The sequence below is a fragment of the Spirosoma sordidisoli genome, from assembly GCF_004138325.1.
In the GTDB taxonomy this organism is placed as follows: Bacteria; Bacteroidota; Bacteroidia; order Cytophagales; family Spirosomataceae; genus Spirosoma; species Spirosoma sordidisoli.
This window is the reverse complement of record NZ_SBLB01000001.1, coordinates 500,783-514,827: the sequence shown is the minus strand read 5'-3', so window position 1 is coordinate 514,827 and position 14,045 is coordinate 500,783. Positions and strand designations below refer to the sequence as shown.

Annotated in this window: 9 protein-coding genes; 3 read left to right on the top strand and 6 right to left on the bottom strand. The window is 58.4% G+C overall.

Going from position 1 to position 14,045, the window contains the following annotated elements; genetic code table 11:
• Position 1: 1 nt before the first annotated feature.
• On the bottom strand, positions 2 to 796 hold the full coding sequence (locus EQG79_RS02360) for a tetratricopeptide repeat protein (protein ID WP_129599683.1): 795 nt from the start codon (positions 794 to 796) through the stop codon (positions 2 to 4).
• Positions 793 to 1,380, bottom strand: a complete 588-nt coding sequence (locus tag EQG79_RS02355; protein ID WP_129599681.1) for an RNA polymerase sigma factor — start codon at positions 1,378 to 1,380, stop codon at positions 793 to 795. Before EQG79_RS02355 ends, EQG79_RS02360 begins: the two co-directional genes overlap by 4 nt.
• A 316-nt stretch (positions 1,381 to 1,696) precedes the next feature.
• Between EQG79_RS02355 and EQG79_RS02350 the strand changes: the two genes are divergently transcribed.
• Both EQG79_RS02350 and EQG79_RS02345 read left to right on the top strand, forming a co-directional pair.
• Positions 1,697 to 2,539, top strand: coding sequence for a class I SAM-dependent methyltransferase (locus EQG79_RS02350; RefSeq protein WP_077923145.1), 843 nt, complete (start codon positions 1,697 to 1,699; stop codon positions 2,537 to 2,539).
• Positions 2,540 to 2,580: 41 nt separating this feature from the next.
• Positions 2,581 to 3,906 carry a WD40/YVTN/BNR-like repeat-containing protein gene (locus tag EQG79_RS02345; RefSeq protein WP_129599680.1) on the top strand — a complete coding sequence of 442 codons (1,326 nt, stop codon included), beginning with the start codon at positions 2,581 to 2,583 and terminating at the stop codon, positions 3,904 to 3,906.
• Between the two features lie 192 nt (positions 3,907 to 4,098).
• On the opposite strand, the gene EQG79_RS02340 is transcribed toward EQG79_RS02345, so the two are convergent.
• The 3 genes from EQG79_RS02340 to EQG79_RS02330 form a co-directional block, all read right to left on the bottom strand.
• A complete protein-coding gene (locus EQG79_RS02340) occupies positions 4,099 to 7,170 on the bottom strand; it encodes a TonB-dependent receptor (RefSeq protein ID WP_129599679.1) in 3,072 nt (1,023 codons plus the stop codon).
• Positions 7,171 to 7,319: 149 nt separating this feature from the next.
• Complete coding sequence (locus tag EQG79_RS02335) at positions 7,320 to 8,003, bottom strand: DUF2064 domain-containing protein (protein ID WP_077923142.1); 684 nt, start codon at positions 8,001 to 8,003, stop codon at positions 7,320 to 7,322.
• 114 nt (positions 8,004 to 8,117) lie between these two features.
• A complete protein-coding gene (locus EQG79_RS02330; RefSeq protein ID WP_129599678.1) occupies positions 8,118 to 11,558 on the bottom strand; it encodes a methylmalonyl-CoA mutase family protein in 3,441 nt (1,146 codons plus the stop codon).
• A 267-nt stretch (positions 11,559 to 11,825) separates the two neighbouring features.
• On the opposite strand from EQG79_RS02330, the gene EQG79_RS02325 reads away from it, so the two are divergent.
• Positions 11,826 to 12,689: a TraB/GumN family protein gene (locus EQG79_RS02325; protein ID WP_129599677.1), complete on the top strand. Its 864-nt coding sequence runs from the start codon at positions 11,826 to 11,828 to the stop codon at positions 12,687 to 12,689.
• Positions 12,690 to 12,801: 112 nt separating this feature from the next.
• Here the strand turns inward: EQG79_RS02325 and EQG79_RS02320 are convergent, their stop codons facing one another.
• Complete coding sequence (locus EQG79_RS02320) at positions 12,802 to 14,028, bottom strand: ABC transporter permease (protein WP_077923139.1); 1,227 nt, start codon at positions 14,026 to 14,028, stop codon at positions 12,802 to 12,804.
• Positions 14,029 to 14,045 lie beyond the last annotated feature (17 nt).

Below are 14,045 nucleotides of genomic sequence, written 5' to 3'. Positions count from 1 at the left end.
GCTAGTTGCTGATTTTTTGCAGGACTCGCTGCGCCTGCGTGTGAAAAGGGTTGGCCCTGTCGCTGCTGATTTGCTTCAGTGTCGGCAGGGCTTTCTCTTTCTGTCCGTTTTTTACGTAGGCCAGCGCCAGAAACCAGTCAGCTTTTTGCCGCAGCGACCGGGTAGGGGAGGCCTGGGCTTTGGTCAGCAGCGGAATGGCTTCGGCGGGCTGATTGTTGGCCAGATGACTTAACCCCAGCAGGTAGTTTTTGTAATGGATGGTCTGCTTGTCGGCCGGGAGCGTGGCGAGCTGGTCGATGACCTGGTCGTACTTGCCAGACTGGTAGCTACGCAGGGCGTCCAGAAACTGGTTGCGGACGGAGGACGGTAACTCCCCCGTCGGAAACGCTTTGCGGAGTTCGCTGGTCGGGTCGGCGGGGAGGGCGTTGTTGTACGCCAGGTCAGTTGCCGGGCGGGCGGTCTGCTGGTAGGCGTAGTAGCCGGCCCCCAGCACCACCACGACCGACGCGGCTGCGGCCCAGTACCGCCAGCTTCCCAACGGACGGACCACGGCCCGTTCGGGCGCTACGGCCCGGGCTGCGGATTCGGTTTGCTGATACTGAAGCCGGGCCCGGTCGAGCGCCCGTTCGATCCCGATGGCCCGCAGGCCAAGCCGCAACTCACGCTGCCGGTCAACCTCGGCCCGTAGGTCGGCATCGGCCCGGATCTCGTCGTCAAAAGCCGCCCGGTCGGCGGCCGATAATTCGTTGGCCAGGTAGGCATCAATGATTTCGTATTGCTCCTCCGACAACTTCATAGTCCCTGATTGATGGCGGTCTGCCGATAATAGGTTTTCAACTTTTCGGCGCAGTCGTATCGTTTCGATTTGACCGACGATTCTTTCATACCCAGCCGCCCGGCAATTTCGCGCAGGGACAGTTCATCTACGTAAAACCATTCCATCAGGTTTCGGCACTCGCCTTTCAGCTGATGGAGTGACGCCCGTACGGCCCGGATCACATCGGCCCGCTCCAGATCTCTCTGCACATCGTCGGTGTCGGCCGCTTCGTAGCCCTCGGGCAGGGTACCGCGCCGACGTACCCGGGCCGATTTCAGTTCGGTAAACCAGACCCGTTTGCAGTACTCGAAAAGAACGGTCGTGACCCGCGTTTCGGGCTGATACTGGTATTGGCCGGTTTCGAGGTTGAGTAGAAAATTGAGCAGCCCTTTTTGAAAAGCATCTTCGGCGTCCATGGCTGTACCGCTATTGGTGATGACCCAATACCGAAACGGAGGCAACGATTCACTGTACAAAAGTTGATAAGCTCGCTCATCGCGACGGCGCAGGGCGTCGTACAAATCCTGATCTCTGGAAAAGATCGGTAGCGGTTGAGTGGACATAGTCGTGTGGAATAGACGAATATATGATCCAATCCAATACGGACCCGTCTGGTCGCTACTTATTGCTTAATCGGTCATGCGGCCAAAAGGTAAGTCGTCGCCCGGGAAAAAAACGGATAAAAAAAACTGAAAAAAAATCAGGGCGAAACGACTCACCTTTTGCCGGCGTCGCCGATACAGAGCTGTAACCAGATGCTGACACTGATGAAAAACGCGACCGCTGTCTATCGAGGCCCCTGACGTTCGTACTGATGCCCGTCATTTCCTCAAAAAATTATATCCACACCCCTTTATTCGTCCATGTTCGGACAACACAATGATGAACTCAACACTAACTGTCGAAAAACCAGCCGCTGTCAATGCTGACGATTATTACTTCTACCACACCATCGATCTGCCCGGCCTGGGCGAGATGAAAGGCGAATGGGACCTCCGCCAGTCGCCCGAGAAATACCTGGGCAACGTAAGGCTTACCAACAAACGGGTTCTGGAAATGGGCGCGGCCAACGGCTTTCTGTCGTTCCATATGGAGCAGAAAGGGGCGTCGGTGGTGAGCTACGACCTGTCGCCCGAGCAGGACTGGGATATTGTGCCGTTTGCCGATAAGAACGCAGCTGCGCTGGCCCCCGACCGGAAAAACCACATCCGGAAAATCAACAACGCCTACCGACTGGCCCATTCGCTGCTCAACTCCTCCTGCGAATATGTCCATGGCTCGGTATACCACATTCCGGACTCGGTCGGGCAAGTCGATATAACTACGTTTGGCAGTATCCTGCTCCACATCCGCGACCCGTTCCTGGCCCTGCAGCAGGCCGCCCGGATCACCCGCGAAACCATTATCATTACCGACATCCTCGACAATAACCGCCAGCGGCTTATCAACACGCTGTTTGGCTGGCTCGGCAAAGGAGCCGTACGAGCGATCCGTCAGAAGCTTTTCGGCCCGTCGATGATTTTCCGGCCCGACCCGGCCATCGGGCACCCGGAAGAAACCTGGTGGCACCTGTCGCCCGAACTGCTCGAGCAGGCGCTGGGGGTGCTGGGTTTCGGTGATATTCAGATCAGCTACCATACCCAGTATTTTGCCCAGCACCACAAGAGCCAGCTCATGTATACGCTGGTGGCGCAGCGCACCGTACCCATGCGGGCGCAGTAGCCACCAGGTTCTTTTTCTATCCACCCTTTCAGATCACTGTAATGGATATTTCGTCAAAATACTTTGCGTTGCTCCGGCAGCCCGATCCGCTGATTATAAAGCGCTTGTGGGATCTTGCCGTCGATCTCTACCGGGTCGGTAAACTGCGCGAGTGCGTTTCGTTCCTGCGCTGGGAGATTGTTCACCGGCTCCGCCTGTTCCGGCTTGGAAACCGATACGTTTCTTTCACGGATCAGTCGTTTTTTTCGATCACCAACGATCGGGTCTGGCTCCGGAAAAATACGGCCGCCGGTTCAGTATCCATCAACGCGGGGCTGTCGTTCAGGGCGGTGCCGGTCGATTGGAAGTACAGTTTTCAGGCGACCGATGGCCGATTATACGGCTGCTTGTTTTCCAGGCCCAATGCGCTGGTTGTCAGCGTTGACCGGAGCCAGTCGGTTGAGGTGCTTCACGAATTTCAGCACCCCATCGCGTCACTGTTTGTGAGCCAGCACTCGACGCTGTTTGTGTGTGTAAAAGGGGTTGTTTACCAAAGCCGGGATGGCGGACTGTCGTTCAGGCCGGTATTGAACCTGTCGACGCCGATCAGCTATTTCCTGTTCAACAACGGCATGACCGAACTGCCCGATCATACGCTGCTGCTGGGCGAATACGGGTCCATCTGGCACGGACGATCCTGGCAGAACCTGGCCTATGTCTATTCGTCCATCGACGGGGGCGAAACCTGGACTTCGTCTGATTTTCTGCAGCGACAGGGGGTCAACAAACACGTGCACCTGGTGCGGTATTCGGCTACGGCAAAGGCTGTTTTCCTGACCGATGGGGATAACAAAAAACAAATCTGGTCGAACCGGGCGCTGGTGAACGAATCGACTGGGTTTACGACGGGCTGGCAGCTGATTAACCGCTACCACCATCAGACGGGCGGCTACCTGTCGATGGCCGAAACGCAGGACGCGGTGGTCTTTGGCAGCGACTACCTGGGCGGCACCAACTTCATCGTCAGAACCGTTGACGGAGTTCGTTTCGAGAAGCTAACGTTACCCGATCCGTACCGCCGGAGTCCGGTGATGAACCTGGTAACGCGGCAGGGCGCATCGGGTAGCGAATTATGGGCTACGACCTACAGCTGTCTGTCGAGCCAGGCCAAAAGTCTGCTCATGTGCAGCTACGATTCGGGCAAAACCTGGACCCGGGTCATCGAGTTCGACGGAGCCAGTCACGAAATTCGGCTGGTGAGCTCGTCGCAAACGCCATCCGATGACCTGTACATATCCATTACAGAGTTCGACAGCCTGCATCGTCAGCAAAGCCATCGCGTGTACCGGCTCGAATGCGACCCGACTCCCATGATGATGCCCAACTGAATCGCTACAATCACCGATACGACAACCCCCGCCAAACCCCACCCTCACCCGTTGGCGTGTCCTCACGGCAACGGGTGAGGGTGGGGTTTTCCCATCCGGTCGGGTTGCTGTGGGAACACCGCAACGGGTGAACACCAAAAAGGGGCACCGAACCATATTCGGTGCCCCTTTTTGGTGTGGTAGTTATCCTGGTTAAAACAGGTACCGCACGCCAAACTGGAACTGGCGTGGGGGCGCAGCATTCTTCTGGAGGATACCCGCCGATGGGGGGCCAACCTGAATCTGATTGCTCTGGGTGGCATTATTGGAATACCCACTCAGGTTCACCGTGTTGAGCACGTTAAAGGCATCGGCGCGGATCTCGAGTCGGCCGCGGTCGCCAACCGGCAGTTGATACTGAACACTGGCGTCGATTGTTTCGGACCAGGGCAGGCGGTCGCTGTTGCGCGATTGGCCGGGCTGCCGGTCGCTGTTACCCTGGTAGGCATCCCCAAACGAGCCACCGTCGCCGTTGAGGTCGTTGGTGAACCGGCGCGTACCACCTATAAGAACGGGTGACAAGCGGCTGTTGACCAGGTAATACTGCGACGCGTCGGGAATCCGGTTGATGGGCTGGCCACTCTGGATCAGGGCGGCCACCGTCAGGGTCAGGTTTTTGAGGGGGTAAACGTTGACAATACCGTTGATGATATGCCGGCGATCGTTGACCGACGGACCCCACTCGGCCGCGAAATTGTTGGCATCCTGCGCCCGGAAGTTAATATCTTCCGTATTGTTTCGCAGCGACGACAGGGTATAAATCAGGCGGTAGGCCAGCGGACCCGTGCCCCGGTCTTTCTGAAAGTTGAAGCTCAGCGCGTAGTATTCTGACTCGCCGGCGGTTTCGGTCACCACGATGCTTTTGGCCCCGCCCGCCAGTCGCTGGCCATTGATCGACACGAACTGTGCTCCACCGGCGCCGGTATATACGGGGATGGGCCGTGTCGAGTCGGCGGTGGCCGTAGACCGGGCAATACCAAGCTGTCCGCTCAGACTATAGTCCCAGGGGGCGGGAGCGTTCAGGTTGCGGGTCCGGAAGAGGTTATAGCCGTGGTTATACACTGCATCGACGTAGAACAGGGTGTTGCTGTTGATCTGGTACTGATAACCGATCGACGTCTGAACGGTATACGGGTTCTGGTAACCGTTGGGGTTCAGGATCCGGTTTTCGCCCCCGTTGAAGGTGTTACGCTGCCCCGCAAACGACTCGGCCGAAGGGCCCTGCAGGTAACGAACCGGAGCGCCCCCGCTGCTGGTGCCGCCCACCGACAGGTTGCCGTCGTAGGTGATGCGGTCCAGGCTGGTCGATGTGGGCAGAATACCGGTATCGATCAGGGCCTGTAGCTGGCGCCGGTAGTCGGCCGAGGTGTTGTTCTGGGCCAGCGCATCGCTGTAAATCGTGTACAGAATCTTGTCGTAGAAAAGCCCGACGCCACCGCGCAGGCTGCTGCGGGGGCTGAGTTTGTAGTTGGCACTGAAGCGCGGAGCCAGGTTGTTGAAATCGCCGGAAGCCGCCCCGCCTTTCGACAGGTTGTCGTAATCGTAGCGCAGGCCCAGCGTCAGATTCAGCTTGTCGCTGACCGACCACTGGTCTTCGAGGTACCCACTCAGAATATTCTGGGTTTTGCCGAACGAGTTGGGACGCAGTTCAACCGAATAACCCAGCACCGTCACATCGGCCGGAATGTCAGACGGGCTAAGCGCGGCTCCGAGGTTGCGGCTCCGCAGCGCGTCGAGCTGGGGCTGGGTTAGCTGAACGGTATAACTGCCGTTGGGGTTACCTCCGCCAAACAGCGAATGGGTGCCGCTGATCAGCTCCACGCCGGCCCGGATGGTGTGGTTGCCCCGGTAAAGCGTGAGCTTCTGCTGCACCTGAACGGTGTTTTCGAGCTCGTCGAACAGGTAGCCCGGATGCCCCAGGAAAGCAATGCCGACGCCCTGCGGATCGAGTACTGTAACGCTCGGGCTATTGGGGTTGAGCGCCCGGGCGTAGTTCCAGCGAAAACGGGCGTACTGCAGATTGGTCTCGGACGTGAACCGGTCGGTCGTGTAAATGTTTTTGTTGGCAATGGTGATCGAGTTGCGGTCCTGCGCGTTGGCTGCCGACGGAAAGGCATTACCGCCGGTTAGCCCGCCTGCCTGCCGGCCAATGGCCACAATACCGACGTTGGCCCGCAGCGACGAATGAAACTTGCTGCTCCAGAACTGGTCGAGTTTACCCGAGATCAGATCGAACTGGTTGGTACCGCGAATGGTCTGGTTAACGCCCAGCGCCGGTGCCGTCAGCAGGTTGTCTTTCACGTCGGTGGTGTGTTCGTAGTTGAGGTAGTAGAAGGTTTTGTTCTTCACCAGCGCCCCGCCGATGCCGAAACCGCCCTGGAACCGCTGAAACCCATCTTTAACCTGATTGCCCGACAGATCGCGCTGCGCGTAGGCCGAGGGCGAATCGGTGAGTCGGCCGGGCCGCGACAGCAGAAATACCTCGCCCGTGGTTTCGTTGCTGCCCGATCGGGTTGTCAGGTTGATAATGCCGTTGCCGGTGTTGCCGAACTCGACGGTGTAGTTGTTGGTCAGCACCGAGATGTTACGCACGAAGCCAACGGGCATGGCAAACCGCTGCCCCCCCAGAAACCGCTCGTTGTTATCCTGCCCGTCGATGAGGTAGTTGTTGAACAGGCCGTTGGCGCCGTTGATGCTGACGTTGGGAGCCTCGGGAAAGAAACCCGTTGCCTGGCTGACGTTCGGCAAGCGGTACAGCACCCGGGTGATATCGCGCCCTTCGACCGGCAGCTCCTGCACCTTCTGAATGACCATCTCCGACGATACTTCGGCATTGACGGTGTTGATCCGCGAGGTGCTCGTGCTGCGAACCACCACCTCGTTCAGCGTTTGTTCGGTCCGGGTGGGGAGCAGCAGCGTTACCGATCGGCGGCCGTTGGTGCGGAGTTCGATATTGTCGGACGAGGTTTCGAGGTAGTTCGCATCGTCGCGGGTGAAAACGCGGTAGCTGCCGTTGAGAGGCAGGGCTCTGAACTGAATTTTACCCTGCGCATTGGTAATGCCGGACGTTGAGAGGCCAATGGCGTTGTTTTCGAGGTAAACCGTAGCGCCTTCGACCGGCGTTTGTCGGGTCAGCTGAAGAACCGTAATGTCCAGATCCGTTTGGGCCAGTAACGTTGAGCAGGTGCCCAGCAGGAGCACGAGTGTGTAGAGTACTTGTTTCATGAATGAATTGGTAGACAATAAACGAAAAACAGCCTGCCTTACTAAGCAGGGGCATCAGCGCACGCAGCCGGGTTAGCCAGACACGTGCCGGTTTGAACAGACCGATTATGAAACGATCCGGAGAATGAACAGGAAGAGGACGCAGCGCGTCAGGCAAAGAGGGGCGGAGCGCGGCCCGACGAGGGGTCGATAGCCAGTGCCAGACCGGAGCCGCAGTGCCCGCAACAGGCGGCCGTTCGGGTGGGCGACAGAGCTTGTCGGATGGTGTTGAGCAGACGACTGGCAACCTGCCCCGTCCATCGAATCCGGATAATGTCGGCGGAGTTGTTCAGGTCGGTCCGGACGGGGAGTTCGAGCAGTGCGGCATCCTGCGATGAGACGAACTGCCGCATCGCATCGGCCAGCTGACCGGTTTGCCAGGGTAGTTGAGCTACCACATCGGCCTTAAACCGGGCCTGATCGAAACCAACCAGGTAGAGCCCGCCCCGGCGGTCGGGGCCGACCGGCAGCTGGCCCGCAGCCAGCGCGCTGGCCGCCCGGCGCAGATCAACGGGCGATAGGTCGGGGCAGTCGTTCCCCACGCAGATGACCCGTTCGTAACCGCGCGCAAAAGCTGCCGAAACGGCCGAACTGAGCTGGTTGCCAAACGAGCCCCGGTGGTCGATGAGCTGATCGGAAGAGAGCAGCGGCAGCCCCGCAGCCTGCGCCTTTTGCTCGACTAACCGACGCATGGCGCGCCAGGTCGACAGGCTGGCTACTGACTTGCGGCTGGCCTCGTGGGTATCGGGGAGCGCAATCAGTAAAACGACCGTCGACGGATGGAGCAACTGCATAGGTTGTTGAAAAAACAGCCAACGGCTGGGCTATCCGGCCGTTTCTGCTTATAGACTAAACGTACGAAAAGGCCCGACGGTTGGTTTTATCAGCAGCCGTCGGGCGGTGATTCTTTACATATTTCGGCGATACTTGCCCCCTACGGCGTACAGGGCATTGCTGAGCTGACCCAGCGAACAAACTTTGGCGGCCTCCATCAGGCTCTCGAATAGGTTTCCATTGGCCAGGGCGGTAGCCTGGAGGTTGGCCAGTGCTACCTCGGCTTCGGCGCGATGACGCTCCTGAAAGGTCCGGCAGTTGTCGACCTGGCTGCGTTTTTCGTCGTCGGTGCTACGGATCACTTCGGCCGGCACGATGGTAGGTGAGCCGTTGGGGTCGAGGAAGGTGTTGACCCCCACGATGGGCAGGTCGCCGTTGTGTTTCAGGGTTTCGTAGTACATCGATTCTTCCTGAATCTTGCTGCGCTGGTACATCCGTTCCATGGCGCCCAGCACCCCTCCGCGTTCGTTAATGGCCAGAAATTCCTGATAGACGGCTTCTTCGACCAGGTCCGTAAGCTCTTCAACAACGAACGAACCCTGCAGCGGATTTTCGTTTTTTGTCAGGCCGAATTCGCGGTTAATGACGAGCTGAATGGCCATGGCCCGCCGAACCGATTCTTCGGTAGGGGTCGTGATGGCTTCGTCGTAGGCGTTCGTGTGCAGCGAGTTGGTGTTGTCGTAGATGGCGAGCAGGGCCTGCAGGGTGGTGCGGATATCGTTGAACGCAATCTCCTGCGCGTGCAGACTCCGGCCCGAGGTCTGGATGTGGTACTTCAGCTTCTGGCTTCGGTCGTTGCCCCGGTACTTGTGCTTCATCGCCTTCGCCCAGATGCGCCGGGCTACCCGACCCAGAACGGTATATTCGGGGTCCATGCCGTTGGAGAAAAAGAACGACAGGTTGGGCGCAAAATCGTCGACCCGCATACCCCGGCTGAGGTAGTATTCGACAAACGTAAAGCCGTTGGAGAGGGTGAAGGCCAGCTGCGAGATGGGGTTGGCGCCCGCTTCGGCAATGTGGTAGCCCGAAATCGACACCGAATAAAAATTCTGGACGCGGTTGTCGGTGAAGTACTGCTGGATGTCGCCCATCATTTTGAGCGCAAATTCGGTCGAGAAGATGCAGGTGTTCTGGGCCTGGTCTTCTTTCAGAATGTCGGCCTGTACGGTACCACGAACTTTGCGCAGGGTGTCGGCTTTGATCTGCTCATAGACCTCGCGCGGCAGTACCCGGTCGCCGGTGGTGCCCAGCAGGCCCAGTCCCAGCCCGCTATTGCCTTCGGGGAGCGGTCCGTTGTAGGCCGGAGCGTGGGGGGCTGAAGCGAGTTTGAGGCTGTCTGCGTTGTCGGCCAGCCATTTTTCGCACTGCTGGTCGATGGCTGCGTTGAGGAAGAAGGCCAGCAGCATGGGCGCGGGACCGTTGATGGTCATCGAGACGCTGGTGGCCGGGTCGCAGAGGTCGAAGCCCGAGTAGAGCTTTTTGGCATCGTCGAGGGTACAGACGCTCACGCCCGAGTTGCCTACCTTGCCAAAAATGTCGGGACGCAGCGCCGGGTCTTCGCCATAGAGCGTTACGGAGTCAAAAGCGGTGGAGAGCCGTTTGGCGGGTTGCCCTTTGGAGACGTAGTGGAACCGGCGGTTGGTTCGTTCGGGGCCACCCTCGCCCGCAAACATACGGGTTGGGTCTTCGCCCTCGCGCTTGAGCGGGAATACCCCGGCTGCGTAAGGGAACTCGCCCGGTACATTTTCGGTCAGCAGCCAGCGCAGCACATCCCCCCAGTCGTGGTATTTGGGCAGGCTGACCTTCGGTATTTTCAGGTGCGACAGGGTTTCGGTATACAGCGGCTGCCGGATCACTTTGTCGCGGACTTTAAATTCGTAAACGTCGGCCGTATACCGCTGCTGCATGGCGGGCCACTGCTGTAGCCAGTAGCGACAGTCGGGATGAAGCCGTGCTTCGAGTTCGGTATACAGTTTCTGGAGTTCGGTGTGTACCGACACCCTGTCCGTGGTCGCAGACCCGGGGCGTGGTGTCGGTAGTGTTTCCCCTCTGCTCGCCACTCCACCACTGTCCGGGTCTACGACCACGGACAGGGTTTGGAGGACGCCGTCAATCTGGTAGAGCTGGCGGGCGAGGGCTGTCTGTTCGTTCACGAAGGCGTCGTAACGGCGGCTCTCTTCCACAATTTCGGCCAGGTACCGCACCCGGTCGGGGGGAATAATGGCCTGGGGGGGAGCAGGGGTTGTACCTTGAATTTCTGCGTTGCTCGCGACTGGTCCCGGCGAAAGTCCCAGCGTTTCCATCAGCCGATCGAACAGGGCGTTCATGCCCGGGTCGTTGAACTGCGAGGCTATCGTGCCCAGAATAGGCAGCGCATCGTCGGCCGTGTCCCAGAGGTTATGATTCCGGCGGTACTGCTTGCGCACGTCGCGCAGGGCGTCGAGCGAGCCGCGTTTGTCGAATTTGTTGATGGCGATGACGTCGGCGAAGTCGAGCATGTCGATTTTCTCCAGCTGCGTCGCTGCGCCGTACTCCGCCGTCATCACGTACAGCGTCTTGTCGGCATGTTCGGTGATTTCGGTGTCGGACTGCCCAATGCCGGAGGTTTCGACGATGATCAGGTCAAAGTGGGCGGCTTTGCAGACGTCAATGGCATCCTGCACGTGGCGGCTCAGCGCCAGATTCGACTGCCGCGTGGCCAGCGACCGCATGTAAACGCGAGGGTTATGGATGGTATTCATCCGAATTCGGTCGCCGAGCAGGGCCCCGCCGGTTTTTCGCTTCGAGGGGTCGACCGAAATAATGGCCAGTGTTTTGTCGGGGTAGGTACGCAGGTAGCGCAGCACCAGCTCATCGACCAGCGACGACTTGCCGGCTCCGCCCGTACCCGTAATACCCAGCACCGGCGGGTTCGACAGGGCGCCATCTGGTCGCTGAGCCGCAAAGGCCGGTTCGCCGGGCCGTTGCTTCTCCGTGGCGCGTTCGTTCTCGGCCGTGGTGATCAGCCGGGGAATGGCGTGGACGTCAATGGGGTCGGTGGTGGGCAGGGGGGGGAGTTCAAAATCGCACTGCTGCAGCAGGTCGTTGATCATGCCCTGCAATCCCATGGCGCGGCCATCGTCGGGGCTGTAAATGCGGGTGATCCCATAGGCGTGCAGCTCGTCGATCTCCGAGGGCAGAATGGTGCCGCCCCCTCCGCCAAAAATTCGGATATGACCTGCCCCGCGTTCATTCAGCAGGTCGTACATATACTTGAAAAACTCAAGGTGGCCGCCCTGATAGCTGGTAATGGCAATGCCCTGTACGTCTTCCTGAATGGCGCAGTCGACGATTTCGGCAACGGATCGGTTATGGCCAAGGTGAATGACTTCAGCGCCCGACGCCTGCATCAGCCGGCGCATAAGGTTGATAGCCGCATCGTGGCCGTCGAAGAGCGACGCGGCCGTGACGATACGGATTTTATGGGTCCAGCCGGTTTCGGGCTGGGACTGGGGTTTAGCGGGAGTAGCGATCATATTGATGAAGGGAATAAGGCGGAGACGAGCAGGCTGATCGTGGTGAAACAGACCGGATCCCGTTGTCGAAATCGCCTGCCTGCCGTCTGCTGGTCTGCCGTTCTTCTCCTTTTTTGCCAAAGTTACTAAAGCAATCGGGAATGGGTTTCATCCCATCGTTGCTGCTGTTTGTCCCATCTTCGCCCGACTTGCCCCCATTTTGTTGGCAGAGCCTGTCCGTCTGTCGTAGCTTTGGTTCAACCAAACAGACAAACGCCTGCCAATCTCATGAAAAAACAACTAATCGCCGGTCTGCTGCTGGCCGGAACACTCATCGGCACAACGAATGCACAGGATAACGCTTTACTCTATGAAGTGACGGGCAACGGCCTCAGCCAGCCATCCTATCTCTACGGCACCTTCCATCTGGTCTGCCCCACGGACCTGAACATCACCGAGGCTACGAAAAAAGCCATTGGCGACGCCCAGCAGGTTTATCTCGAACTGGACATGGATGATCCGGCCATGATGGGGCAGATGCAGAAGGCTATGATGATGCCCAATGGGAAAAACATCAAAGACATGCTCAAGCCCGATGATTACACGGTGCTGGATACCTACCTCAAGCAGAAGATGAACGTGAGTCTGACGCAGGTGGGGGGCTTTAAACCCATCGGCCTGATGTCGCTCATGTACATGACCGTATTGCCCTGCCAGCCAGCTTCCTACGACCTGACGTTTGCGCAGATGGCGGGGAAAGACAAGAAAGAGGTGCTGGGGCTCGAGTCGCTGGAGGCTCAGCTGGCGGCACTGGACAAAATTCCGGAGCAGGAACAGCTGAAAGGCCTGGTCGATATGGCCAGAAAGCCCGATGAAGCCAAAAAAGAATTTATGAACCTGCTCGACGCGTACAAAGCCCGCGATATTGCCAAACTGATGAATATGGTTAAAACCAGCCAGTTCAGCAGCAACTCCGTTGAGTTTGAAGACAAGCTGCTCAACGAACGGAACGCCAACTGGATACCGGTCATCGAGAAGGCCGCCAAAGACAAACCGACCTTTTTCGCGTTTGGGGCGGGCCACCTCGGTAACGATAAAGGCGTCGTGAACCTGCTCCGCCAGAAAGGCTATACCGTTCGGGCGGTCGAATAAGCCAGAAAGACATTCGGCTCTCATCCGCGATAGACCTGAAAACGCAGCTATCGCGGATGAGAGCCGATAAACGTTTCGGCGGGGATACCGTTTCGGGTGAAACCCCGTTTTTCTACTTTTTGAACGCCAGCGCTTTTACGGGCTGAATGCGGTTGATGACGAACGTCGGTAGCCAGAGTACAAGGGCAATCAGCAGGACGGTAGCGCCGTTCAGCGCCAGAATCGTAGGCCAGTCCCAGGCAATGGGGACGTGGTTGACGAAGTAATTTTTAGGGTCGAGGGGGATGAGCTGGTACCGATACTGGAGAAAACAGAAAGCCAGCCCGACAGCGTTACCGATCAGCAGTCCCCAGCCCACCATATTGAGGCCGACGTAGAGAAACACCTTCCGGATCAGGGGATCGTCGCCCCCCAGCGCCTTCAGCAGACCAATCATTGGCGTGCGCTCCATCATCAGCACCAGCAACACCGAAATCATATTGAACGAGGCCACAAACGTGACCAGCGCCAGCAGAATGACCATGTTGCGGTCGAGCAGAACCATCCAGTCGAACAAGGGGCGGTACTGATCGGTAACGCGGGTTACGCGCATATCGGGCGTTGTCTGGTCGAAGACGGCGTTGCGGGTCGCTTCGAGCTGATCGAAGTCGTTCACGAAAATTTCGTAGCTGCCTACCGAGTCGGGCCCCCAGCCGTTGAGCCGCTGCACCAGCCGGATATCGCCGATGGCAATGGTCTTGTCGACCTCTTCGAGTCCTGTATCGTAGATGCCGACGACGGTCATGCTGCGGGCACGGGGCGGGTTACCCAGAAAATACATCGGTACTTTTTGACCGACCGAAAGACGCAGCTGCCGCGCCATGTACTGGCTGATAAGAAGCTGGGTGCTGCCGTTGCCTGTATCGGCCCCTACAACCGGTACGGTGCCGGCTACGAGCGATTCGCGCACCAGGTCCCAGCGATAATCACGGCCGACGCCTTTCAGGATAACCCCCGCCAGGTCTTCTTTGGTCTTCAGAATGCCGGCTTTCAGCGCCACGGCCTGCATATACTGAACGCCCGGAATGGGCTCGCGCTGCTGATACAGCGCCGTATTGACCGGCAGGGGCGACTCCTCGTACGAGAAGTTGTTGGTGAATTTAGACACCTGCAGATGAGCCCCGAACAGGAATATCTTCTGCTGAATGGTGCGTTTGTAGCCAAACAGGATCGCGAAGGCAATGATCAGAATGGCCAGCCCCAGCGCAATGCTGGCTACGCCTACCCGCGTTACCGTTGCCGAAAAAGAGCCGATCGGGGCGTGGCGTACCTTGCGGGCCAGAAAAACAGGAACGTTCAAAGCGATGGTTACTCGTT

Coding starts and splice junctions, on each gene's coding strand:
- EQG79_RS02360 (WP_129599683.1), bottom strand. CDS start 796: ATGAAGTTGTCGGAGGAGCAATACGAAATCATTGATGCCTACCTGGCC.
- EQG79_RS02355 (WP_129599681.1), bottom strand. CDS start 1,380: ATGTCCACTCAACCGCTACCGATCTTTTCCAGAGATCAGGATTTGTAC.
- EQG79_RS02350 (WP_077923145.1), top strand. CDS start 1,697: ATGATGAACTCAACACTAACTGTCGAAAAACCAGCCGCTGTCAATGCT.
- EQG79_RS02345 (WP_129599680.1), top strand. CDS start 2,581: ATGGATATTTCGTCAAAATACTTTGCGTTGCTCCGGCAGCCCGATCCG.
- EQG79_RS02340 (WP_129599679.1), bottom strand. CDS start 7,170: ATGAAACAAGTACTCTACACACTCGTGCTCCTGCTGGGCACCTGCTCA.
- EQG79_RS02335 (WP_077923142.1), bottom strand. CDS start 8,003: ATGCAGTTGCTCCATCCGTCGACGGTCGTTTTACTGATTGCGCTCCCC.
- EQG79_RS02330 (WP_129599678.1), bottom strand. CDS start 11,558: ATGATCGCTACTCCCGCTAAACCCCAGTCCCAGCCCGAAACCGGCTGG.
- EQG79_RS02325 (WP_129599677.1), top strand. CDS start 11,826: ATGAAAAAACAACTAATCGCCGGTCTGCTGCTGGCCGGAACACTCATC.